At 74.1% G+C, this 23,752-nt stretch carries 22 protein-coding genes; 16 read left to right on the top strand and 6 right to left on the bottom strand.

The window, feature by feature from the left end:
- Positions 1 to 4 precede the first annotated feature (4 nt).
- Genes RB614_RS04525 through RB614_RS04515 form a run of 3 tightly spaced genes read left to right on the top strand, consistent with a single transcriptional unit; the run spans position 5 to position 2,111 of the window.
- Complete coding sequence (locus RB614_RS04525) at positions 5 to 1,201, top strand: CaiB/BaiF CoA transferase family protein (RefSeq protein WP_308711056.1); 1,197 nt, start codon at positions 5 to 7, stop codon at positions 1,199 to 1,201.
- Entirely contained in the window at positions 1,198 to 1,692 is a 495-nt protein-coding gene (locus RB614_RS04520; RefSeq protein WP_308711055.1) for a MaoC family dehydratase, read from the top strand. Before RB614_RS04525 ends, RB614_RS04520 begins: the two co-directional genes overlap by 4 nt.
- Positions 1,689 to 2,111 (top strand): hotdog family protein, encoded by a 423-nt coding sequence (locus RB614_RS04515; protein WP_308711054.1) that lies wholly within the window; start codon positions 1,689 to 1,691, stop codon positions 2,109 to 2,111. Before RB614_RS04520 ends, RB614_RS04515 begins: the two co-directional genes overlap by 4 nt.
- Before the next feature lie 83 nt (positions 2,112 to 2,194).
- On the opposite strand, the gene RB614_RS04510 is transcribed toward RB614_RS04515, so the two are convergent.
- From RB614_RS04510 to RB614_RS04485, 6 genes are all read right to left on the bottom strand, one after another.
- Positions 2,195 to 2,959: a FadR/GntR family transcriptional regulator gene (locus RB614_RS04510; protein WP_308711053.1), complete on the bottom strand. Its 765-nt coding sequence runs from the start codon at positions 2,957 to 2,959 to the stop codon at positions 2,195 to 2,197.
- A 66-nt stretch (positions 2,960 to 3,025) separates the two neighbouring features.
- Positions 3,026 to 3,493 (bottom strand): nuclear transport factor 2 family protein, encoded by a 468-nt coding sequence (locus RB614_RS04505; RefSeq protein WP_308711052.1) that lies wholly within the window; start codon positions 3,491 to 3,493, stop codon positions 3,026 to 3,028.
- A gap of 110 nt (positions 3,494 to 3,603) precedes the next feature.
- Positions 3,604 to 4,668 carry a Gfo/Idh/MocA family protein gene (locus tag RB614_RS04500; RefSeq protein WP_308711051.1) on the bottom strand — a complete coding sequence of 355 codons (1,065 nt, stop codon included), beginning with the start codon at positions 4,666 to 4,668 and terminating at the stop codon, positions 3,604 to 3,606.
- Positions 4,669 to 4,750: 82 nt separating this feature from the next.
- The gene (locus RB614_RS04495; RefSeq protein WP_308711050.1) at positions 4,751 to 5,956 is read right to left on the bottom strand and encodes an alanine racemase; all 1,206 of its coding nucleotides are present in this window, start codon (positions 5,954 to 5,956) and stop codon (positions 4,751 to 4,753) included.
- Positions 5,946 to 7,523 carry an N-acyl-D-amino-acid deacylase family protein gene (locus RB614_RS04490; protein WP_308711049.1) on the bottom strand — a complete coding sequence of 526 codons (1,578 nt, stop codon included), beginning with the start codon at positions 7,521 to 7,523 and terminating at the stop codon, positions 5,946 to 5,948. The genes RB614_RS04495 and RB614_RS04490 overlap by 11 nt, the downstream gene beginning before the upstream one ends.
- Positions 7,524 to 7,572: 49 nt before the next feature.
- Entirely contained in the window at positions 7,573 to 8,337 is a 765-nt protein-coding gene (locus RB614_RS04485) for an IclR family transcriptional regulator (RefSeq protein WP_308711048.1), read from the bottom strand.
- Positions 8,338 to 8,515: 178 nt separating this feature from the next.
- On the opposite strand from RB614_RS04485, the gene RB614_RS04480 reads away from it, so the two are divergent.
- The 13 genes from RB614_RS04480 (at position 8,516) to RB614_RS04420 (ending at position 23,751) form a co-directional block, all read left to right on the top strand.
- Complete coding sequence (locus tag RB614_RS04480) at positions 8,516 to 10,003, top strand: M81 family metallopeptidase (protein WP_308711047.1); 1,488 nt, start codon at positions 8,516 to 8,518, stop codon at positions 10,001 to 10,003.
- 148 nt (positions 10,004 to 10,151) lie between these two features.
- The gene (locus tag RB614_RS04475) at positions 10,152 to 11,351 is read left to right on the top strand and encodes a sugar ABC transporter substrate-binding protein (protein ID WP_308711046.1); all 1,200 of its coding nucleotides are present in this window, start codon (positions 10,152 to 10,154) and stop codon (positions 11,349 to 11,351) included.
- Between the two features lie 19 nt (positions 11,352 to 11,370).
- Positions 11,371 to 13,281 carry an ABC transporter permease subunit gene (locus RB614_RS04470; protein ID WP_308711045.1) on the top strand — a complete coding sequence of 637 codons (1,911 nt, stop codon included), beginning with the start codon at positions 11,371 to 11,373 and terminating at the stop codon, positions 13,279 to 13,281.
- 1 nt (position 13,282) lies between these two features.
- Complete coding sequence (locus RB614_RS04465) at positions 13,283 to 14,056, top strand: SDR family NAD(P)-dependent oxidoreductase (RefSeq protein WP_308711044.1); 774 nt, start codon at positions 13,283 to 13,285, stop codon at positions 14,054 to 14,056.
- Between the two features lie 66 nt (positions 14,057 to 14,122).
- Positions 14,123 to 15,400, top strand: a complete 1,278-nt coding sequence (locus RB614_RS04460) for an aspartate aminotransferase family protein (protein ID WP_308711043.1) — start codon at positions 14,123 to 14,125, stop codon at positions 15,398 to 15,400.
- 2 nt (positions 15,401 to 15,402) lie between these two features.
- Positions 15,403 to 16,611 carry an enolase C-terminal domain-like protein gene (locus RB614_RS04455; RefSeq protein ID WP_308711042.1) on the top strand — a complete coding sequence of 403 codons (1,209 nt, stop codon included), beginning with the start codon at positions 15,403 to 15,405 and terminating at the stop codon, positions 16,609 to 16,611.
- A complete protein-coding gene (locus tag RB614_RS04450; protein ID WP_308711041.1) occupies positions 16,611 to 17,381 on the top strand; it encodes an SDR family NAD(P)-dependent oxidoreductase in 771 nt (256 codons plus the stop codon). Before RB614_RS04455 ends, RB614_RS04450 begins: the two co-directional genes overlap by 1 nt.
- Positions 17,381 to 18,868, top strand: coding sequence for a M81 family metallopeptidase (locus RB614_RS04445; RefSeq protein ID WP_308711040.1), 1,488 nt, complete (start codon positions 17,381 to 17,383; stop codon positions 18,866 to 18,868). The genes RB614_RS04450 and RB614_RS04445 overlap by 1 nt, the downstream gene beginning before the upstream one ends.
- Positions 18,865 to 19,926: a class I mannose-6-phosphate isomerase gene (locus RB614_RS04440; RefSeq protein WP_308711039.1), complete on the top strand. Its 1,062-nt coding sequence runs from the start codon at positions 18,865 to 18,867 to the stop codon at positions 19,924 to 19,926. The genes RB614_RS04445 and RB614_RS04440 overlap by 4 nt, the downstream gene beginning before the upstream one ends.
- A gap of 3 nt (positions 19,927 to 19,929) precedes the next feature.
- Complete coding sequence (locus tag RB614_RS04435) at positions 19,930 to 20,922, top strand: zinc-dependent alcohol dehydrogenase (protein ID WP_308711038.1); 993 nt, start codon at positions 19,930 to 19,932, stop codon at positions 20,920 to 20,922.
- Positions 20,919 to 22,016, top strand: coding sequence for a zinc-binding dehydrogenase (locus tag RB614_RS04430; RefSeq protein ID WP_308711037.1), 1,098 nt, complete (start codon positions 20,919 to 20,921; stop codon positions 22,014 to 22,016). Before RB614_RS04435 ends, RB614_RS04430 begins: the two co-directional genes overlap by 4 nt.
- The gene (locus RB614_RS04425; protein WP_308711036.1) at positions 22,016 to 23,014 is read left to right on the top strand and encodes an alcohol dehydrogenase catalytic domain-containing protein; all 999 of its coding nucleotides are present in this window, start codon (positions 22,016 to 22,018) and stop codon (positions 23,012 to 23,014) included. Before RB614_RS04430 ends, RB614_RS04425 begins: the two co-directional genes overlap by 1 nt.
- Positions 23,011 to 23,751: an SDR family NAD(P)-dependent oxidoreductase gene (locus RB614_RS04420; protein ID WP_308711035.1), complete on the top strand. Its 741-nt coding sequence runs from the start codon at positions 23,011 to 23,013 to the stop codon at positions 23,749 to 23,751. Before RB614_RS04425 ends, RB614_RS04420 begins: the two co-directional genes overlap by 4 nt.
- Position 23,752: the final 1 nt, after the last annotated feature.

Genomic DNA, 23,752 nt, shown 5'->3' with positions numbered 1-23,752 from the left:
GGACGTGTACGACGTGCTGAGCGGCGTCCGGGTGGTGGAGCTCTCCACCTGGACGATGGTCCCGTCCTGCGGCGCGGTCTGCGCCGAGTGGGGTGCGGAGGTCATCAAGGTCGAGCACCCGAAGGGCGACCCGCAGCGCGGCATCCGGTTCACCCCGTCCCGGGACGAGCCGGCCGCGATGACCATGACCCACCTGCCCAACCGCGGCAAGCGCAGCGTCGCGCTCGACCTGCACGCGGAGAGCGGCCGGGAGGTGCTGCTGCGGCTCGTCGCCTCCGCCGACGTGTTCCTCACCAACTTCCTCGCCCCGGCCCGCCGCAAGCTCCGCATCGACGTCGACGACCTGCGCGCCGCCAACCCGGGGCTGGTCTACGCGAAGGCCACCGGCCAGGGGCCCAAGGGACCGGAGGCCGACCTCGGCGGGTACGACATCTCCGCCGGCTGGGCCCGCCCCAGCATGGTCGACCAGATGATGGCCTTCGGCGCCGACGAGCCGCCCGCGATGCCGCCCGGCATGGTCGACCTGCAAGCCGGCTTCAACCTCGCCGCGGGTATCGCCGGCGCACTGCTCAAGCGGGAGCGCACCGGCCAGCCGTCGGTCGTGGACGTGTCGCTGCTCTCCGCCGCGCTCTGGATGCTCGGGCCCAACCTGTCGGCCGCCGCGTACGGCTCGGAGATCCTGCACGCCACCGGCCGGTACGACCCCGCGCACGGCGCCCTCACCAACAGCTACCGCACCCGGGACGGCCGCTGGCTGTACCTGGTCTTCATCGAACCGGACCGGTACTGGCACGACTTCTGCCGCCGCGTCGACCGGCCCGACCTGGCCACCGACCCGCGCTTCGCGACCGCGGAGGTACGCGCCCGGCACGTGCGGGAGTGCGTGGAGGCCCTCGACGCGGTCTTCGCCAGCCGGACGCTGGAGCAGTGGCGGGCCGCGTTCGACGGGATGGAAGGTCCCTGGGCGGCGGTGCAGACCGCGGCCGAGACGGTACGCGACCCGCAGGTGCTCGCCAACGACTACCTCGGCGACGCCGGCGGCTTCACGCTCGTCTCCAACCCCGTGCAGTTCGACGGTCGGTCGGTCGGCGAGGTGGCGCCGGCACCGGCGGTGGGGGAGCACGGCGACGAGGTGCTGGCCGCCCTCGGCTACGACGCCGGCGAGATCCAGGCCATGCGCGACAAGGGGGTGCTCGGATGACGGCCGGCGAGATCGTCGCCAGGACGGTCGGCGCGGAAGAGATCTCGGAGTCCGCGATCCGCCGCTACGTCGAGGCGCACGAGATGGAGTGGCCGCTCTACAGCGACGCCGAGGCCGCCCGGGCGCACGGCCACGACACGGTGATCGCGCCCTGGTCGATGCTGCTCACCGCGGCGATGCCGGCGTACTGGGCACCGGGGCAGGAGCCGCTGCGGCCGGGCGCGCTGCCGCCGTTCATGTGGACCAAGCTCGACCTGCCCGGCTCCGAGATGGTGACGACCAGCGTCGACCTGGAGTTCCTGGAGCCGCTGCGGGTCGGCGACCGGATCGAGACCACGTACCGGATCGTCCGCACCACCCCCAAGACCACGCGTGTGGGCGAGGGCGTCTACGTCGACTTCGAGCTGGAGTTCCACCGGCAGGACGGCACGCTCGTCGCGGTCGAACGCACCTCCATCTACAGCTACACCCCCTTCCGGAGCGAGCCGTGAACCCACCCGCGGTCGGCGACGCCGTCACCCCGCTCACCCTGCACCTGTCGCTGCAACGGCTGATCATGGTCTCCGGCGCCAACCGCGACTTCGCACCGACCCACATCGACCACGAGGCCGCGCGCGAGGGCGGCGCCCCGGCCGCCTACGCCGACATCATGTTCGTCTTCACGATGGTCGACCGGCTCCTGCTCGAATGGGCCGGCCCGGCCGCGCTCCTGCGCCGCATCGGCCCGGTCAAGCTGCACGACTTCGTCCTCGCCGGCGAGGACCTCACCGTCACCGGAACCGTCACCGCCCTCACCCCGGCCGCCGCCGACGGCCGCCCCGGCACCGACATCGACGTCGAGGTTGCCTTCACCCAAGACACCCGCCACCCGGTAACCGGCCACGCCCGAGTCTGGACCCCCCGCCCGTGATCCCTACCCACCCGTGATCGAAGCTCCCCTCACGTCGTTCTAGCGACATGGCGGGAGCTTCGATCACGGAGAATTCGGGGGGCCTAGACGGCGGCGCGGTCCCAGCGGATGACCTGGTCGAGCACCTCGGGGAACTTGCGCTCGGCGTACTTGACGTAGGCGTTGATGTGGTCGCGCATGCGATCTTCGGAGGCCTGCGGGTCGCGCGACAGCAGGGCCTGGTGGATCTCCTCGTGCGCCTTGAGGATCGCGGCGCGGCGGGGGCTCGGGTAGTCGATGCCGATCACCGTGCCGTCGAGGATGCCGAGCAGGGAGTCGACGATGTAGCCGAACAGGGTGTTGCCGGACGACCAGGCGATGATGTCGTGGAAGCGCTGGTTGGCCTCCAGGAACAGGTCCTGGTTGTCGAGGTGGTCGCGCATCTGGTCGATGGTGCCGCCGAGGTCGGCCAGCGACTCGTCGGAGATGCGCTCGGCGGCCAGCCGGCTGATCATCGGCTCCAGGGCGGTGCGGACCTCCACGATGTTGCGGAACGGGGCCTGCTTGAGCTCCATCAGCAGCACCAGCGTGCTGGCCAGGTGGGACGCGGTCGGGTCGATCAGGATCGGGCCGCCGCGCGGGCCTGGCTTGATCACGATGACGCCCTGGAACTCGAGGAACCGCAGCGCCTCGCGCAGCGTGCCGCGGCCGGTGGCGTAGCGCTCCAGCATGTCGCGCTCGGGCTCGAGGTGGTCGCCCGGCTTGAGGCGCTCGCTCTGCACGTCGCGGATGATCCGCTGGGCGAGGAGCATCGCCGCTTTCTGCGGCCGGTGACCGCCGTTGGCGGTCGAGGACATCCTGGGCGCCATGGCTCCTCCGGGCTCACTTTTCCTGACAAAGATTACCAGCGTTACGCGTCGGCCGCCGACCCCCGCTCAGCCGGGCATGGCGTCGAGTGCCCACCCGGTGGCGAGGTCCGTCGAGAGGTGCACGGTTATCGTCATCGATCGAAACACGGCCCGCTCGTCATCGGCGACATCGACACGGACGTCGTAGGCGCCCCACCCGATGACGGAACGCTCCGACCCGCGGCCGACGTACAGGAAATGTGCCGCCGCGCCGACGATCTCGTCGCTCTGCGCCGCCAGCTTCGGCGTGGCGATGAAGTGCCGCTTCTGCGACGGCTCGGCCGCCCAGGCGGTACGGAACGCGCCGGCGATCTCGGCGGTGCCGGTGAACACGCCGCGCGCGTTGCGCAGCACCGCCTCCGGGTGGAAGAGGGCGGCCACGGACTCGACCGAGCGCTGGTCCACCGCCGCGGCGTACTCGTGCAGCAGGCCGCGCGCCCGCTCCATGCGCTCCAGGCGGCGGAGCCGCGCCGCCAGCGCCTTGACGTCGTCCACGATGGCTCCGATCGTTCCGCTGTGCCGATCCCACCATCGTACCGGTAAATCCTGCATACCATTACTATGGTCGCCGGCACATCACGCGGACGCGCGGCCGCCGGTGCGGCTCAGGTCCCGGCGAGGCCGAGTCCGCGCAGGTCGGCGACGGTGCCGTCGCGCTCGGCGGCGTAGAGCCGCCAGATCACCCGCAACCCCTGCAGGCTTCCCGGGCCGTCGGTGAGCGGGGCGGCGCCGCTGTCCAGGCAGTCGACGAAGTGGGCCAGCTCGCCGCCGAGGTGCTTGGAGTCGGCCGGCACCGTCATCAGCACCTCGGCGTTCTCCGGGTCGGGGGAGAGGCGGCCGGAGAGCCCGCCGCGCGGCGCCTCGCCCGTCCACGGGTGGTGGGCGTAGAGGACGCCGCGGGTGAGGTCGGCCTCGATCATGCCGCCGGTGCAGTGGGCGTGGATGGCGTACCCGTGGCGGGTGGCGCGGGCGCCCCAGGTGCCGAAGTGGTAGCCGACGGCACCGCTGGCGAACTCGATCACCGCGTTGCTGGTGCCCTCCCACTCCATCCACGGCGTGCCGCGCCGGGTGCCGGTGTGGGTGCCGCGCACCGGGTCGCCGAGCATCCAGAGCAGCAGGTCGACGTAGTGGCAGCCGTGGCTGAACAGCTGCCCGCCGCCCAGCCGCGCGGCGGACCGGATCCAGTGCCCTTCGGGGTGTTCGGTGTGCTGCTCGGTGTAGATCGACACCTGGAACACCTCGCCGTACGCCGCCGAGACGACCAGCTCGCGGAGCCGGGCGACGAGCGGGTGGAAGCGCATCGGGTACGCGGTCATCAGCGTCCGCCCGGTGGCCCGCGCGGTGTCGATGAGCTCGACGCACTGCCGCTCGGTGACCGCCACCGGCTTCTCCATCAGCACGTGCTTGCCGGCCCGCAGGCAGGTCATGCCCATCTCGTGGTGCAGGTCGTGTGGCGTGACGACCAGGCAGGCGTCGGCCTCGTCGAGCAGCTCGGTGTAGTCGGTGACGGCACGGGGCGCGCCGAGCGTGGCGGCGGCGCGCTCGGCGCGTTCCAGGACGACGTCGGCGGTGCCGACCACGGTGATCCGGTCGCCGAGCTCGGCGAACACCTGGCGGTGCGCGTCCTCCATGTCGCCGCATCCGATGACGGCCAGCCGATGGGTGGTCACTGCGTCCTCCAAAGAAGCCGTGTGCGAATCAGAAGCCGTGTGCGAAATCAAAGCCGAGTGCGGGTCGGGAGCCGGGTGCGGGTCAGAAGTGTGTGTGGGCGACGTCGATGACGGTGCCGTCCGGGTCGACCACCGGGATCGCGTGCCATTTGTCGAACGTGGTGCACGGGTGCGAGATGCCGAACCGGACCAGGTCGCCGACCGCCAGCGCGTCCGGCGGGGCGAGGTGGAGGTAGGCGTGCTGGTCGTTCACGGCCGTGACCACAGTGGACGGAAGGGGGCCGGCCTCACCGGTGCGCCGCCGGACGAGCTGCGGCACGGGCAGGCCGGCGTCGGCGGAGGCGTCCCGGCGCCCCAGGCCCGCGATCGCCAGCTCCGGCTCGGGCCGGGACAGCACCGGCGCCCACACGTGCAGCGCCTCGCGCAGCCGCGGCGCCTCCCGCCCGCCGGCCCCGAACGGGGAGAGGGCGTGGTAGCTGCCCGCGTCGTGGGTGAGGTAACAGCCGCTGCGCAGCACGGTGCGGAACCCGGTGCCGGCCAGCGCCCGCGGCAGCAGCCGGACCACCCGGTCGAAGTAGGCGCTGCCGCCGACGGTGGCGATCGGGGCGGGGCCGGCCAGGCCGGCGGCGTCGATCTCCCGGCACAGCCCGGCGATCCGGCGCAGGAGGGCGTCGACCCGGGCCAGGCCCGCGCCGAGGTCGGGCTCGTCGATGATTCCCTCGAACGCGGCGACGCCGGCCAGCGGCGCCGGGCCGGCGGCGATCCGGCGGGCCAGGGCGAGCGCCTCCCGGTCGTCGCGCAGTCCGGTGCGCCCGCCGGCGACGCCGATCTCGACCAGCACCCGCAGCCGGCCCAGGTGGCCGGGGGCGAGCCCGCCGAGGAGGGCGTCGAGCGCCGCGGTCGAGTCGGCGTAGCAGTAGAGCTCGATGTCCGCGCGGGCCAGCAGCCGGTCCAGCACCGCCAGCGAGCCGGCGTCCACCACCTGGTTGGCGATCAGAATCCTCGGTACGCCGAACGCGGCGAGCACGCCCGCCTGCCAGGCCGTGGCGGCGGTGACCGCCCACGCCCCGTGCTCCAGCTGCCGGCGGACGAGCTCCGGCGACATGGTGGTCTTGCCGTGCGGGGCGAGCAGCACCGCGTTGTCCGCGCAGTAGCGGGCCATCGTGGCCAGGTTGTGGTCCAGCGCCGCGCCGTCCAGCACCGCGACGGGCAGCGGGAACGTGCCGTCGAAGAGGTTCGCGCCGCGCGGGTCGGTGCTGGGAAGGCCCTTGGGCGGTTCACCGGCCACGGCGCAGCACCTTTCCGGGCCGGGCGGCGCCGACCACGCCGTCCCGTACGACGATCCGCCCGCCGACCACGACGAGGGGGATCCCGTCCGGCGCCCGCCGGGGTTCGGCGAAGGTGGCCCGGTCGGCGACCGCGTCGGGGTCGAAGGCGACCAGGTCGGCGACGGCGCCGGCGGCGATCCGCCCGCGGTCGGTGAGGCCGAGCCGCCGGGCCGGTGCGAGGGTCATCTTGCGTACCGCGGTGGCGAGCCCGAGCTGCCCGGCGTACCGGCGCAGGACGCGCGGGAACGTGCCGAACGCGCGCGGGTGCGTCAGGTCGGCGCCGGCCAGCGGCAGGGCGTTGCCGTCCGAGCCGACGATCGACAGCGGGTGCGCCAGGAACGCGGTCATGTCGGCCTCGGTGCGGTAGTGGAGGACGACCTGGGCGGCGTCGCCGAGCTCGACGCAGAGGTCGAGCACGACCTGTTCCGGCGGTTCGGCGCGGCTGGCGGCGATCGCCGCGACGCTCTGCCCGACCAGGGCGCGGTGCGGGCCGGCGGCGATGAGCGTGACCCGTTCCCAGTGCCAGGGGATGCCGCCGAAGAACCCCTCCCGCACGGCCTCGAGCGCCCGCGCCCGCCACCCCGGGTCGGCGGCGTTGGCCCGCAGCCCCGCGCCGCCGCCCCGCTGCGCCCAGGGCGGCAGGTACTGGATCAGGGCGGAGGAGGAGGCGTCGTACGGGTACACGTCGAAGGCGACGTCGAGCCCCTCGGCGCGGGCGGTGTCGAAGCGCTCCAGCGCCGCGCCGGCGCGTCCCCAGTAGGCGGGGTCGTTGAGGGCGAGGTGGGAGAACTGGAGCCGGCCGCCGGCCGCCCGGGTGGTCTCGACCGCCTCGTCGATCGCGGCCAGCTCGCGCCCGGCGGCGGCGCGGGCGTGGGTGGCGTACAGGGCACCGTGCCGGGCGCAGACCTCCACGAGCGCGGTGACCTCGGCGGTGCCGCCGAGCGCGGACGGGGTGTGGGTGAGCCCGGTGGAGAGCCCGTACGCCCCGGCGGCCAGCGCCGCGTCGAGCAGCCGCCGCATCCGCTCGACGTCCTCCGGCCCGGCCGGCGCGTACGGGTCGGCCATCGCGGCGATCCGCAGCGCGCTGTGCCCGACCAGCGCGGCGACGTTGACGGCCGGCCGGGCGGCGTCCAGCGCGTCCGCGTACCCGTCGAAGTCGGTCCAGAGTGGAGTCCTGGGCGGGTCGCCGAGCCGGGCCAGGTGGTCGCGGAGCATCGCCCGCCGGTCGGGGTGCACCGGGAAGGCGGAGAAGCCGCAGTTGCCGACGACCTCGGTGGTGACGCCCTGCAGCACCTTGCTCTGCCCGGCCGGGTCGTGCAGCAGGCTGACGTCGGAGTGGGTGTGGATGTCGACGAAGCCGGGGGCGAGGACCAGCCCGGACAGGTCGAGCGTACGGGTGGCCGGCGGGTGCCCGGTGACGCCCAGGAACCGGATCCGGTCGCCGGACACGCCGACGTCGAGCCGGCGCGGCCGCGCGCCGGTACCGTCCACAGTGGTCGCGCCGCGCAGCAGCAGGTCGAGGCTCATCCCCGGCCACCGCGGGGCAGCCGGGCCCGGGCGAGCGCGGCCCGGACGGTCAGGTCAGCGCGTCGCCCACCCGCTTGCACGTCTCGACCAGCCGCGCGCCGATCGTGGCGAGCGTCTCGTCGGTCATCCGCGGCGTCGGCGCGGAGACGCTGATCGCCGCGACCGGCCGGCCGGCACTGTCCAGGATGGACGACGCCACGCAGCGGGAGCCGACCTCGTTCTCCTCGTCGTCGATCGCGTAACCCTGGGCCCGGAACCGGGGCAGGTCGGCCAGGAGCGCCTCGGCGGAGCCGAGCGTGTTCGGCGTGATCGGGGACCAGTCGGCCTCGGCGAGCTGCTCGCGTACCTCCTGCTCGGGCAGCGCCGCGAGGATGGTCTTGCCGAGCGCGGTGGTGTGGATGTTGTCCCGGAGCGCGATCTGGACCGTGGTGCGCAGCCGCTGGACGCTCTCGATCGCGTCCAGGTAGACCACCTGGCCGTGGCTGACCACGCCGAGGTTGACCGTCTCGCCGAACTCCTCGTGCAGCGCCTGCATCGCCGGGCGGGCCAGCCGGACCAGGTCGGTGGAGTTTCGCGCGGCGCGGCTCAGGCCGTACAGTGCGGGGCCGAGGGAGTACTCCCGGCGTACCTCGTCGCGGACCACGTAGCCACGCTGGTCCAAGGTCTTGAGGATGCGGTAGGCCGCCGGCTTCGTCACGCCCGTGTGCTGGCAGAGCTGCGCCACCGTGCAGGGTGCGTCGGTCGCCATCCGGTCGAGGATGTCCAGTGCCTTGACGAGGACGTTGACCTCGTCCGAGCGCCGTTCGTTGGTCACGGTCGCCGAGCTCCGTTCCGGATCCGCTGGTGCCACCAATTCCGCAATGAGGACCGATTGTACGTAGTGCGGACATCTCCCGACCAGCCATACCCGCCTCCGCCGAGATCGTTGTCTAGTCCGCTTCGCGGAACTAGATTTCGCGTAGCGTACACGATCAAGGGGTCGGTGATCGATCATGAGAATCGGGCTCGGTGGCATCTGGCAGGAGACCAACACCTTCGCGCCGCGGCCGACGACGCTGGACGACTTCCGCCGGTACCAGCTGTTCGAGGGGGCTGACCTGGTCGCCGGCCTCGCCGGCACCGGCACCGAGCTGGGCGGCGCGATCGCGGCCGCGCGCGAGCACCGGGTCCAGCCGGTGGGGCTGCTGTTCGGCGCCGCGCTGCCGGCCGGGACGGTGGACCGGGGCGCGTTCGAGGGGATGCTGCGCACGCTGGTCGAGCGGGCCCGGGCGGCACCGCCCCTGGACGGGCTGGTGCTCTCGCTGCACGGCGCGATGGTGGTCGACGGCCACCCCGACCCGGAGGCGGAGACCGTGGCCGCGCTCCGCGCCGTCCTCGGCGAGCTGCCGATCGGCGTCACCCTCGACTACCACGCCAACGTCGGGCCGGCCCTGGCCCGCGCGGCCGACGTGCTCTGCGGGTACCGCAGCTACCCGCACGTGGACATGGCCGAGCGCGGCGCCGAGGCGCTGGAGCTCGTGGTCCGGATGGCCCGCTCCGGCGCCCGCCCGGACCGGCACCTGGTCAAGCTCCCGCTGCTGACCGTGCCGCACGCGCAGGAGGACGCCGTGGCCCCGATGCGGCACCTGCTGGCCGCGACCGACGCGCTCCGCGCCGACCCGGACGTCTGGGCCGCCAGCGCGCTGCCCGGCTTCGCGTACGCGGAGACCGACCGGCTCGGCTTCGCCGTCTACGTCGCGGCCCGGGCGAGGGCGGCCGAGCGGGCCCGCGAGCTGGCGGCGCTGGTGTGGGCCCGGCGGGCCGAGTTCGCCGCGCCGCTGGTCGGCCCGGACCAGGCGGCCGCCGCCGCGATCGCGGCACCGCACCCGGTGGTCCTCGTCGACGTGGCCGACAACGTCGGCGGCGGCTCGCCGGGCGACGGCACGGCGCTGCTGCACGCGCTGGCCCGGGCCCGGGCCACCGGCGCGGTCGCGGTGATCTGGGATCCGGCCGCGGTCGCCCGGGCGCACGAGGCGGCAGGGGCGTCGCTGGCGTTGCCGGTGGGCGGGCACAGCGACCCGCTGATGGGCCCGCCCTACCCGGCCGCCGGCCCGGTCCGCCGGTACGGCGAGGTCAGCTACCTGCGCACCGGCTCGTACATGCGCGGCCAGCGGGTGCGGATGGGGCGCGTCGCGGTGGTCGAGGACCGGATCGGGGAGCTGGTGCTGACCGAGCGGCGGGTGGTGCCGTTCGACGACGACCACCTGGCCGCGGTGGACGTACGCCCGCGGTCGGCGCGCGCCATCGTCGCCAAGGGGGCGATCGCCTGGAAGGCCGCCTTCGCCGGGTACGCCGCCCGGGCCGTCTACGCCCGCACGCCCGGCTACTGCCCGGCCGCCGTCGACCAGCTCGGCTACCGCTCCCGGCCGGAGCCGCTGTACCCGCTGGAACGCGACCCGCGCTGGGAGGCCGAGGTGGCCGCCGCGCTCGCCGCGACCTGATCCGCCCGATTCGCGCTGGTCACAGCTTGGTTGCGGAGACGATCAAGGCGATCCGGCCGGTTGACAGATCACGAGCGCTGTCCCTAGCGTGTCCGCATAGCAAAATCGGAGTCCGCAATGCGGACCCGATGACAGAGGAGTCGCACACATGCCTGGTGACACAACAGCGGGGCGGGGGCAGCTCAACCGGCGTAACCTTCTGCGAATCGGCGCGCTCGCGGGCGCGGGTACCTTTGTCGGCCTGCCACTGCTGGGGGCCTGTTCGGTCGACGACGGCTCGGACTCCGGATCCGGCTCGGGCTCCGGCGAGAAGGTGATCGGCAACGGGATCACCGAGAAGAAGCAGCTGGCGCCCTTCGACTTCAACGGCGCGGCGGGCGAGAAGCCCGACCTGCCCAAGCGGATCGCCTGGGCCAACACCTCCGACGCGGAGTTCTTCCTCCAGATCACCCGGGCCATCGAGTCGGCCGCCACGGCCCGCGGCCTGGAGTTCATCACGGCCATCGCCAACGACGACTCGGCCAAGAACGTCGAGCAGATCGAGACGTTCCTGCAGCGCGGCATCGCGGCGCTCTGCATCCAGCCGCTGGACGCCAACGCCCAGGCGCCGCTGCTGAAGCGGGCGATCGAGGCCGGCGCGGCGGTGCTCTCCCTGGTCACCCCGCCGTGCACCTCGCAGGTGGCGGCCGACCAGTACAAGGTGGGCAACGCGCAGGGGATGGCGGCCGCAAAGTACATCACCGAGAAGCTCGGCGGGCAGGCCAACGTCGTCTACTTCAACACCGACACCATCGAGGTGCTCAAGGCCCGCCACCAGGGCGCGCTCGACGGGCTCAAGACCGCCGGTTCGGGCGTGAAGATCGTCACCGACATCCAGCCGCCGGCCATCACGCAGGACGGCGGGTTCAAGGCGATGAACACCGTCCTGCAGGCCAACCCCGACGTGAACGTGGTCATCGGCGGCGACACGTACTGCCTCGGCGCGCTCGCCGCCCTCCAGGCCGCCGGCAAGGCGAAGCCGGAGATGTACCTGTCCGGCATCGACGGCGACGAGCAGGCGCTCGCCGAGATCCGCAAGGGCGGCGCGTACAAGGCCAGCTTCGCCTTCGCCTACCCGCTGATGGGGTACGCGTGGGGGCAGTTCGCCGCCGACTGGCTGGAGGGCAAGCCGGTCCCGCAGGTGATGCAGTTCAACGCGATCGAGCTCAACTCGGCCGCCACCATCGACAAGTACCAGGCCGACATGAAGGCCGTGGCGGAGACCTGGAAGAACTCCGCCGAGTACTTCACCATGCTCGGCTCGATCCGCTACCAGGATCGCGAGCAGTTCATCAACTACGCCGCCTGAGTCTGGCGAGGGGGTCGAGTTGTCGATCGCGTCCGTGGCGGCCAACCGCCGATACCTGGTACCCGGAGAACCCAGCCGGCGCACGGGGCTCGCCCTGCTCTGCGCCGTCCTGGTCGCCTACTTCGGAATCTCGTTCGACAATTTCTTCACCGTCTCCAATGGACTGACGATCCTGATGAACATCTCCGCGATCGCGATCGCCGCGATCGGCGCGATGTTCCTGCTCGTCTCCGGCAACGTCGACCTCTCCATCGGCGGGCAGTACGCGCTGATCTCCGTGATCACCGCGCAGTTCGCCAAGGACTCGGGAAACGTGGTGCTGGCGGTGGCGGTCGGGCTCCTGGCCGGCCTGGTGCTCGGCCTGACCAACGGCATCCTGGTCCGGTACATGAAGATATCGCCGCTCATCGTGACGCTGGGCACGATGGCGGTCTTCAAGGGACTGGCCTACCTGGTCAGCGAGGGGCGCTCGGTCTTCGGCTTCTCCGAGGCGTTCATCTTCCTCGGCCGGGCCCGGATCAACGAGGTGCCGCTGCCGGTGATCGTCGCGGCGGTGCTCTTCGTGCTCGGCGGGTTCTGGCTGCTGCGTACCCCGGGCGGCCTGCGGCTCTTCGCGATCGGCGGCAACGCGCAGGCGGCCCGGCTCACCGGCGTCAACGTCGACTGGGTGATCGTCCGGCTGTACGTGCTCAACGGCCTGCTGATGGGTGTCGTGGCGGTACTCACCACGGCCCGGCTGGGCAGCGGCACGCCACAGATCGGCACCTCGTTCGAGCTCGACGTGCTCACCGCGGTGATCCTCGGCGGCGTCGGGTTCGCCGGCGGCAGCGGCCACCCGGCCGGCGTCTTCGTCGGCGTGGCCACGATCGGCGTACTCAGCTCCGGGCTCATCTTCGCCGGCCTGGAGGACTGGTGGCAGCAGATCAGCAAGGGCCTGGTACTGCTGCTGGCCCTCGGCGCCGACCAGATCGCCGAGCACCGGCGGGCCCGCTCGGTGCGCCGTGAGGCACCGGCCGAGCCGGACCCGACGCCGGGGGCACCGCCGGGCGCTGGGGCGTCCGCGGCGCAGGAGTACGGCCTGGACCGGGAGACCGGCCACCAGCCGGGCCCGGTGGTGCTGCGGGTCGAGGGGCTGGCCCGCCGGTTCGGTCCGGTCTTCGCGCTGCGCGACGGCACGTTCTCGGTCCGCGCCGGGGAGGTGGTCTGCCTGGTCGGCGACAACGGCGCCGGCAAGTCCACGCTGATCAAGCTGATCTCCGGGGTGCACCGCCCGGACGCCGGCCGGATCGAGCTGGGCGGCGCGCCGGTGGACTTCGGCGGCCCGATCGACGCCCGCCGCGCCGGCATCGAGACCGTGCACCAGGACCTCGCCGTCTGCCCCAACCTCGGGGTGGCGCACAACCTGGTCCTCGGCGACGAGCCGCGCCGCCGGCTGTTCGGCTTCATCCCGGTACGGGACGACGGCGCCGCCCTGGCTCGCACCCGCGAGCGGCTCGCCTCGCTCGGCATCACGCTGACCGACCTCAACCGCTCGGTCGGCCGGCTCTCCGGCGGCCAGCGCCAGTCGGTGGCGATCGCCCGGGCGATGAAGGAGGGCGTCAAGCTGATCATCCTGGACGAGCCGACCGCGGCGCTCGGCGTCACCCAGACCCGCAACGTGCTGCGGATCGCCCGCCAGGCCGCGGACAACGGCGCCGGCGTGATCCTCATCAGCCACGACATCCGGACGGTCTTCGCCGTCGCCGACCGGGTCGTGGTGCTGCGCCTGGGCCGGGTGGTCTACGACGACACGATCGAGCGGGTGACCCACACCCGGCTGCTGCACCTGATGGCCGGACTGGAGACGGTCGACGGCCCGGACGGGCCGGCCGGGGACGAGGCCACGCTCGACGCGGCCGAGTCCGGAACCACCGTACTGAAAGGACACTGAGGTGACCGTGGACGACTTCGACCTCACCGGGCGCCGGGTCCTGGTCACCGGTGGCGGCGACGGCCTGGGCCGGCAGATGACCGAGGCGTTCGTGGACGCCGGCGCGGAGGTGGTGATCTGCGGGCGGCGGCCGGAGCCGCTGGAGCGTACCGCCGCCGAGCTGGCCGCCCGCGGCACGGTGGTACCGGTCCGCGCCGACGTGACCGAGCCGGCCGAGATCGACGTGCTGGTCGCCGCCGCCGGCGAGATCGACGTACTGGTCAACAACGCCGGCCTGGCCCACCGGGCGCCCTGGCCGCAGGCCCGCTCCGAGGACTGGCGCTGGATCATGACGCTGAACGTGGAAGCGCCGTTCTGGCTGTTCCAGCGCTTCGTCCCGGGCATGATCGAGCGGGGCTGGGGCCGGGTCATCAACGTCGCCTCGGTGTACGGGGTGGTCGGCGGCGACGCCTCCCGCTACCCCGGCATCGACCTCGACATCGCCTCGTACTTCGCCAGCAAGCACGCCCTCGTCGGGTTGACCCGCTTCCTGGCCGCCCAGGTGGGACCGACCGGCGTGACCGTCAACGCGCTCTGCCCGGGCATGTTCCCCAGCCCCGCCAACGACGACGCGCTCCGCCCGGAGGTGATCGCCGCGCTGGAGGAGGGCACCCCCATGCGCCGGCTCGGCACCGACCGGGAGCTCCGCTCGGCGGTGCTGTTCCTGGCCGCGCCGGCGTCCTCGTTCGTCACCGGCCACAGCCTCGTGGTCGACGGCGGCTGGACGGTCTGGTGACCTGAACCGCCCATCGCCGACCGGACCGTCCCTTCGGTGCCCCCACCGCCGCCAAGGAGCAGCACAATGCCATTCCACGCCTCGCGACAACGGATCGAGGAAGCCTCCGCGCTGGTCGCCGGCGGCGTCAACAGCGCCTTCCGGCTGGGGATCGCACCGCATCCGCTGGTCTTCACCGCCGCGGACGGCCCGATCCTGACCGACCTGGACGGCAACCGCCTCATCGACTACTTCCTCGGCATGGGGCCGATGCTGCTCGGCCACCGCCCGGCCCCGGTGGTCGAGGCGGCCCGCGCGCAGCTCGACCGGAGCATCCTGGTGGCCGGGCAGACCGAGCTCGAGTACGCCGCTGCGCGGCTGCTGGCCGACCTCGTACCCTCCGCCGAGCTGGTCCGGTTCTCGGTCTCCGGCAGCGAGGCGGTGCAGGCCGCGTTCCGGGTCGCCCGGGCGGTCACCGGACGCTCCACAGTGGTCAAGTTCGAGGGGCACTACCACGGCTGGTTCGACAACGTGCTGTGGAGCGTCTCCCCGCCGCTGGAGGAGGCCGGCCCGGCCGAGGCGCCGGTACCCGTGCCCGGCTCCGCCGGCCAGCAGCCGGCCACCGACATCGAGGTGCTCCCCTGGAACACGCCGGAACCCCTCGCGGCGCGCCTGGCCGCCGGCGACGTCGCGGCGGTGATCATGGAACCGGTGATGTTCAACAACGCCGGCATCCTGCCCCGCCCCGGATACCTCGAAGCGGTCCGGGCGGCCTGCGACGCCACCGGTACGCTGCTCGTCTTCGACGAGGTGATCACCGGCTTCCGGGTCGCGCCCGGCGGCGCCCAGCAGCTGTACGGGGTCACACCCGACCTCACCGTCCTCGGCAAGGCCCTCGCCAACGGGTTCCCGGTCGCCGCCCTGGTCGGCCGGCGGGAGCCGATGAGCGTGCTGGCCGGGCCGGTGCTGCACGGCGGCACGTACAACACCCAGTCGGTCGCGATGGCCGCCACCCTGGCCACGCTCACCGAGATCGCCGGCGGCGAGCCGCACCGGCGGGTCGGCGCCACCGGGACGCGGCTGATGGAGGGGCTGCGCAAGGAGTTCGCCGACGCCGGGGTGGAGGCCCAGATCGTCGGCTTCCCGGCGGTGTTCCAGGTGCGGTTCGACACCGGCCAGCCGCGCGACTACCGGGAGGCGCTCCGCGCCGACCGCGCCGGGTACGCCCAGTTCGCCGCCCGGCTGCTGGAGCACGGGGTACGGATCCTGCCCCGGGGCACCTGGTTCGTCTCCACCGCGCACGAGGACCGGCACGTCGACGAGACGCTCGCCGCGGTGCGCGCCGCGCTCGCCGAGGGGAAGTGACCATGAAGATCGTCGACATCCGGGCGACCGCGGTGACGGTACCGCTGCGCCGCCCGCTGCGCTGGTCGTTCGGGGTGGAGGTCGCCACCACCCGCACGATCGTCGAGCTGGTCACCGACGAGGGGCTGGTCGGGATCGGCGAGACCCGGGGCGGCGACGAGGTCGTCCAGGCGCTGCACCTGCACCGGGACCTCTACATCGGGCTCGACCCCACCGAGGTCGGCCGGGTCGCCCGGCGCTTCGCCGTGTTCCGGATGACCAGCGAGCAGCTCGCCCTCGTCGGCGCCGCCAAGCTCGCCGGCGCGGCCGTCGAGATGGCCTGCTGGGACCTGGTCGGCAAGGCGCTCGGCAAGCGCTGCGGCGACCTGTGGGGCGGTATCGCCACCGAGCGGGTGGAGTTCGCCGCCTACGTCTTCTACCGGTACGAGTCGATGACCGAGATCGGCCGCGGCGACACCGTCGAGGACGCCGCGGACCACGCGCAGGAGCTCTTCGAGACGCACGGCTTCCGGGACGTGAAGTTCAAGAACGGGGTACTGCCGCCGGAGAAGGAGATCGCCAGCGTCCGGCTGATCCGCGAGCGGCTCGGCGACCGGCTGCGCTACCTGCGGATCGACCCCAACGGCGTCTGGTCGGTGGAGACCAGCATCCGGGTGCTGCACGCGGTCAACGACTACGGCCTGGAGTTTTGCGAGGACCCGACCTGGGGCATCGAGGGCATGTCGCTGGTCCGCGAACGGACCCCGGTGCCGCTGGCCACCAACATGTGCTGCGTCGCGTTCGAGCAGATCCCCCTCGCGGTGCGGCAGCGGGCCGTCGACGTCATCCTCGGCGACGTGCACTTCTGGGGCGGCCCCTCGGCCGTGCTCCAGCTCGCCAAGATCTGCGAGACCTTCAACCTGGGCCTCGGCATGCACAGCGACCGGGAGCTGGGCATCTCCACCGCCGCCGTGCTGCACCTCGCCTCCGCCGAGACGATGCTCAGCCACACCGCCGACTCGCACCTGCCGGAGCAGGCCGACGACATCATCACCACGCCGTTCACGTTTCGCGACGGCTGCCTGGACGTGCCGGCCGGGCCCGGCCTCGGCGTCGAGATCGACCAGGACAAGCTGCGGTTCTACGCCGACCACCACCGCAGGGTCGGCGAGGGCAGCGAGTTCGCCGACGCGGCGCGGGCCGGCTTCCGGGCGACGTTCCCGAGGTTCTGATGGCCACCCCGCACCTGGCCGGCCGGGTCGCGCTGGTCACCGGCGCCACCGGCGGCATCGGCCGCCGGGTGGCCGCCCGGCTGGCCGCGGACGGCGCCGCGGTCGCGGTCAACCACCTGCCCGGCGAACGCCCGGAGGCGGACCGCATCGTCGAGGGGATCACCGCCGCCGGCGGGCGGGCCGCGGCGGTCCAGGCGGACATCGGTGAACCGGACCAGGTCGCCGCGATGGTCGAGGCGGTACGCGACCGGCTGGGCCCGGTCACCGCGCTGGTCTGCAACGCCGCCACCTCGGTCGCCGCGCAGCGGCCGTGGCACACGCTCACCGCGGCCGACTGGCAGCGGGTCCTGGCGGTCAACGTCACCGGCAGCTTCCTCTGCGTCCAGTCGGCGTACCCGGACCTGGCCGCCGCCGAGCACGGCGCGGTGGTGGTGATGTCGTCGGTCACGCCGCTGCTCGGGCGGACCGGCAACCTGCACTACGTCACCTCCAAGGCCGCCCTCGTCGGCTTCACCCGGGCGCTGGCCCGCGAGGTCGGCCCGGACGGGGTACGGGTCAACGCGATCGCCCCCGGCGCCATCCGCACCCCGGACGAGGCGGTCTACGGCGACCCGGACGAGCTGGCCGCGACGATGGCCGCCCTGCAGTCGCTGCGCCGCCGCGGCGAACCGGACGACGTCGCCGCCGCCACCAGCTTCCTGCTCGGCCCGGACGCCTCGTTCGTCACCGGGCAGCTGCTGGTCGTCGACGGCGGATGGGTGATGCACTGATGGCCGCACAGCCACGGGTCGCGGTCGCCAGCGTCATCCAGGAGACCAACACGTTCGCCGCTCGACCCTCCACACTGGACGACTTCACGGCGCAGGGGCTCTGGGTCGGCGCGGAGGCCGCCGAGCGCTCCGCCGGCACCAACACCGAGATCGCCGGCGCGCTCGCCGAGATCGCGGCCGGCGGCGCCGGGGCGGTACCGGTGGTCCGCGCCTGGGCGATGTCCGGCGGGGTGCTGGACAGCCACGCGTTCGCGTACCTGCGCGGTCTGCTCTTCGACGGGCTGGTCGCCGCCGGGCCGCTGGACGCCCTCGTGCTCTGCCTGCACGGCGCCCTGACCGCGGAGGGTGAGCCGGCCGCGGACGCCGCCCTGGTCGAGGCCGCCTGGGCGGTGCTGCGGCCGGGCACGCCGCTGGTCGTCACCCACGACCTGCACGCGAACGTCACCGCGCGGCTGGTCGGCCAGGTCGACGCGCTGGTCGGGTTCCGCACCTATCCCCACGTCGACCAGGGCGACACCGGCCGGCGCGGCGCCCGGATCGCGCTGCGGGCGCTGGGCGAGGGGCCGCGCCCCGGTACCGTGCTGGCGAAGCGGCCGATGCTGGTGCCGGCCGAGTCCCAGGCGGTCGCCGACCCGCCGATGGCCCTCCTGCGCCGCCTCGCCGACGACGCGACCGGCGGGCCGATCCTCGACGTCTCGCTCTTTCCCGTGCAGCCCTGGCTGGACGTGCCCGAGCTCGGCTTCGGCGTGACCGTCACCCATTCCGGCGACGCCTCCGCCGCCCAGGCGGTCGCGGACGCCGTCGCCGCCGCGGCGTGGGAGCGGCGCGGCGAGTTCGCGGTGCACCCGGTGCCGGTGCCCGCCGCGGTCGCCTCGGTCCGGGCCGGCACCGGCCGCGGCCCGGTGCTGCTCGTGCAGTCCGCCGACTCGCCGACCGCCGGCGCCGCCGCCGACAGCGCCACGGTCATCGCCGCCCTCCTGGAGCGCGCCGGGCGGATCCGGTCGTACGCCACCGTCGTGGACGCCCCGGCCGTCGCCGCCTGCCACGCGGCCGGCGCCGGCGGCACCGTCGAGACGATGGTCGGCGCCACAGTGGACCCCCGCTGGTCCGCGCCGGTACGGGTCACCGGCACGGTCACCCGGCTCGGCGCCGATCCGGTTACCCTCACCGGCTCGGCGATGACCGGGCAGGCGGTCGGGATGGGGCGATGGTCCACACTGGACACCGGCACCGGGCTGACCGTGCTGCTCACCGAGCGGCCGGCGCCGACGTTCGACCCGGCGGCGTACCGGCACGCCGGCCTCGACCCCGCCGGCGCCGACGCCGTCCTGGTCCGCTCGGCCACCCTCTACCGGGCCGGCTACGGCGGCGGCTACAGCGAGGCGATCCTGCTCGACCTGCCCGGCGCGAGCACCCCGCGCCTGGACTACCTCGACTTCCAGCACGCGCCCCGGCCGCTGTACCCGATCGACGGAGGTGTTTCGTGACCGCACCGCTGCTCCTGGGCGACAACCGGGTCCCGGTCTACTACGCCGGCGGCGCCGGGATCGACGACTTCCGGGGCACGTCCGGCGCGGGACGGCCGTCCGGGTCGTCCAGCCAGAGCGTCGAGCGGGGACCCGAGGACTGGGTGGGGTCGATGACCGCGCTGCCGGCGGCCATCCTCCCGCCCGGCCACCCCGCCGACACCGGCGTCTCCCGCACCCCGCTCGGTTCGCTGGCCGACCTGGTGGCGGACGACCCGGTCGGATGGCTGGGGGAGCGGCTCGCGGCGACGTTCGGCGGCCACAGTGGACTGCTGGTGAAGCTGCTCGACGCGGGCGAGCGGCTGCCGGTGCACTGCCACCCGAGCCGCGCCTTCGCCCGCGAGCACCTGGAGTGCGTCTTCGGCAAGACCGAAGGCTGGATCGTGCTCGCCACGACCGGCGACGCCAAGGTGTGGCTCGGCATGCGCCACCGCGTCGACCGCGCGGACCTGCGCCGCTGGATCGCCGACCAGGACACCGCCGCGATGCTCGCCGCCATGAACGAGCTCACCGTGCGGCCCGGGCAGGTGCTCTACGTACCCGCCGGGCTGCCCCACGCGATCGGCCCCGGCGTCACGATCGTCGAGCTGCAGGAGCCGACGTCGTTCTCGATCCTCGCCGACCACACCGCCTTCCGGGTCGACGCGGACGCCGCCACGCTCGGCCTCGGCTGGGACCTCGCGCTGTCCTGCTTCGACCTGGAGAGCTACGCCTACCGCCTGGACGACCTGCTCCCCACCCCGCGCCCGCTGCCCGGCGTACCCGGCGTCGCCAACCTCTTCGGGCCGGCCGCCGACACGTACTTCCGGGCCTGGCTGGTCGAGTGCGCCGGTACGGTCACGCTCCCCGACGCGGGCTTCGCGGTCGTCGTGGTCACCGCCGGCCGGGGCGAGCTGCGCTGGGCCGGCGGGAGCCTGCCGATCGACCGCGGCAAGACCCTCGTCGCCCCGTCCGCGGCCGGGGCGCTGGAGTTCCGCGGCGAGGTGGCCGCGATCGTCTGCCGGCCCGCGGAGGTCTGAGCGATGAGACAGGTGTGGATCACCGGGCCGGGCGCGGTCGAGGTGCGCGAGGTGCCGGAGCCCGAGCCGGCCGACGGCGAGGTGCTGGTGCGCACCGCGTACGCCGGGATCTGCGGCTCCGACCTGCACACCCTCCACCGTGGACACCCGTGGCTGCCGTACCCGATCGCGCCCGGCCACGAGGCCTCCGGCCTGGTCGGCGACGAGCGCTTCTACCTGCGCCCCGCGGTCGCCTGCGGCGACTGTTTCTACTGTGGACGCGGTCGCCCCAACCTCTGCGCCAACCTGGTCGGCGTCGGGTCGCACCGGCCGGGCGGCTTCGCCGACGCGTTCACCGTACCGGCCGCCGCGCTCGCCCCGGTGCCGCCCGGCGTCAGCCTGGCCGCGGCCGCGATGACCGAGCCGCTGGCCACCGCCGTGCACGCCACCACCGTCGCGGGTGGGGTCGGCGGCGCCACCGTGGCGGTCCTCGGCGGGGGGAGCATCGGCCAGTGCGTGCTGCTCGCCGCGCTCGCCGGCGGAGCCGCGCGCGTGGTGGTCACCGACCCGGTCGCCACCAAGCGCGACCTGGCCGCCTCCCTGGGCGCGGCCGCCGCGCTGGACCCCGCCTCCGAGGACGGGATCGCGGCGGCGCTCGACGGCCGGCCCGACGTCGTGTTCGACTGCGTGGCCTCGCGCGGCTCGCTCGGATCCGCGCTGCGCCTGGCGATGCGCGGCGGCACCGTGGTGGTCGTCGGCGTGGGGCACGGCCCGGTCGACCTCACCGTGGAGACGATCCAGGACCACGAGATCCGCCTCGCCGGCTCCGCCATGTACGTCCCGGACGACTTCGCCGCCGCCGAGCGGCTCATCGCCGCGGGCGCGCCGGTGCACCGGCTCGTCACCGCCGTACGCCCCCTCGCCGACGCGCCCGCCGCGCTGCGGGCCGCGGCCGGCGGCGGCGAAGTCAAGATCCACCTGGCCGGTCCGGCCGCTGACCCGGGAGGTACGCCATGATCGTCCCCACGCCGGTGCTGACCGGGGCGCGGACACCGCACCGCCTCCTCGACCTCGACGTCGACGAGCCCCGGGCCGGCGAGGTACGGGTCCGCATGGCCGCCTCCGGCGTCTGCCACAGCTGCCTGTACGCGATCGACGGCGAGCACGCGGCCATCCCCATGCCGATCGTGCTCGGCGACGAGGGCGCCGGCGTCGTAGAGGCGACCGGCCCCGGAGTGTCCACTGTGGCACCCGGCGACCACGTGATCGTCTCCTGGGCGCCCGGCTGCGACCGCTGCCGCACCTGCCGCCAGGGTTACCCGGCGCTCTGCGCCCACCAGCCACCGCTGGGCCGGATGGCCGACGGCACCACCCGCTTCCACCACGGCGGCACCGAGGTGTTCCACTATGGACCCGCCACCAACGCGCCGCTGACCGTCGTCGCCGAGCGGGCCGTCGTACCGGTCGACCCGGCCATGCCGCTCGACCTCGCCGCGCTGATCGGCTGCGCGGCCGCCACCGGCGTCGGCGCGGTCCGCAACACGGCCCGGGTCCGCCCCGGCGAGGCCGTCGCGGTCGTCGGCTGCGGCGGGGTCGGCATCAGCGCCCTGCACGCCGCCGCGCTCGCCGGCGCCTACCCGGTGATCGCGGTCGACGTGCGCACGGACAAGTTCGCCGCGCTCACCCGCATGGGCGCCACGCACTGCGTCGACGCCGCCGCCCCGGACGCCGCCGACCGGATCCGGGACGCCGCCGGCCGGGGCGTCGACCACGCGTTCGTCACCACCAGCGCGGCCCCGGCGTTTCCGCTCGCCATGGCCAGCCTCGCGGTCCGCGGCACCTGCGTGGTGATCGCCGGCTACCCGGACGGCGCCACCCTCACCTTCGACCCCGGCCACCTGCTCAACGGCGAGCGCCGGGTCATCGCCTCCAAGTACGGCTCCTCCAACCCGCCGGTCGACTTCCCCGACCTCGTCGACCTGTACCTCGCCGGCCGCCTCGACCTCGCCGCGATGGTCTCCCACCGGTGGCGGGTCGACCAGATGGACGAGGCGTACGACGCGCTGCGCTCCGGCGCCGCCACCCGCGGCCTGATCGTCTTCGACGCCTGATGCGCGCCGTCCTCGCCACCGGGCCGGGCGAGCTCGCCGTCACCCGGGTACCCGACCCCACGCCCGGCCCCGGCGAGGTGGTCGTCGCGGTCCGCTCCTGCGGCATCTGCGGCACCGACCTGCACCTGCTCGCCGGCGATCTCGGCACCGACCGGTTTCCGCTGGTCCCCGGGCACGAGCCGTGGGGCGAGGTGGTCGCGGCCGGCGCCGGCGTCACCGGGTACCGGACCGGCGACCTGGTGGCTGTCGACCCCTCGCTGCACTGCGGTGCCTGCGACCCGTGCCGCCGCGGGCAGGGCAACATGTGCGAGCGGTGGGCGGCCGTCGGCGCCACCCGGGACGGCGCCTGGGCCGAGTTCACCGCGGTACCCGCCGCCAACCTGCACCGGCTGGAACCGGGGTTCCCGATCGAGGTCGCCCCGCTGGCCGAGCCGGTCGCCTGCGCCGTGCGCGGGCTGCGCCGCCTGGACCCGCCGCCGGACCGGCCCGCGATCGTGTACGGCGCCGGCACCATGGGGCTGCTCATGGCGGTCCTGCTGGAGGCCCGCGGGGTCGGACCGGTGACGCTGGTGGAGGTCAACCCGGCCCGCCGCGCCCTCGCGGCCCGGCTCACCGGCGCCGACGTCCGCACGCCGGAGGAGGCCGCCGGGCTGCGCGCTCCGTCCGTGGTCGAGGCGACCGGCAACCCCGCCGCGTTCGAGCGGGCGCTCGCCGGCGTGGCCCGCGCCGGCACGCTGCTGGTCTTCGGGGTGGCCCGGCCGGAGGCCACCGTCCCGGTCCCGCCCTACCGCCTCTACGCCGACGAGCTGACCATCGTCGGTTCGATGGCCATCCTGCACAGCTTCCCGGCCGCGGTCGACACCCTCCGCCGGCACGCCGGCCGGCTCGCCCCGCTGGTCACCGACCGGTTCCGGCTCGACGACGCGGCGGCGGCGCTCGCGCTGGTCCGCTCGGGTGAGACGATCAAGACCGTGCTGACCCCGGAGGAACCCTCGTGACGCACCGCATCCTGGTCACCGGCGCGCGGCGGGGCATCGGCGCCGCGCTCGCCACCGGCCTCGCCCAGCCGGACCGCACCCTGCTGCTGCACCACCTGGCGGCCCCCGACGAGGTGGCCCAGGTGGCGCGGCAGTGCCGGGAGCGCGGCGCCGAGGTGCGCACGCTCGAGGCCGACCTCTCCGACCCCGGCGCGGTACGGGATCTGGCCGTCCACGCGGGCCCGGTGGACGTGCTCGTCAACAACGCCGCCCGGGCCTCCAACGTGGACATCCGCGGGCTGGAGCTGGGGGAGTGGCAGGCGACGTTCGCGGTGAACGTGACCGCCCCGATGCTGCTGGCCCAGGCCTTCGCCGCCGGCATGGCCGAACGCGGCTGGGGCCGGATCGTCAACATCACCTCGGCGACCGTCCGCCTCGGCGGCCCCTCCGGCCCGTCGTACGTCTCCAGCAAAGCCGCCCTGGTCGGCCTCACCCGGTCGCTGGCCCGCGCGCTGGGCCGCTCCGGCATCACCGTGAACGCGATCTCGCCCGGCGCGATCCAGACCCAGGGCGAGGTCGAGCTCGCCGGCGGGCGCGAAGACCCGGAGGCCGTCGCCCGGACCCTGGCCGCCCAGGCGGTACCGCGCCGGCTGGTGCCGGACGACCTGGTCGCCGCCGTCCGCTTCCTGGTCTCCGACGGCGCCGCCGCGACCACCGGCCAGGTCATCGAGGTCGGCGGCGGCCTCGTCCACCGCTGAC

Origin of the sequence: Phytohabitans maris, assembly GCF_031085175.1 — a bacterium.
GTDB lineage: Bacteria > Actinomycetota > Actinomycetes > Mycobacteriales > Micromonosporaceae > Phytohabitans > Phytohabitans maris.
The sequence above is the reverse complement of the archived record's forward strand: the minus strand, read 5'-3'. Positions and strand labels throughout refer to the sequence as shown.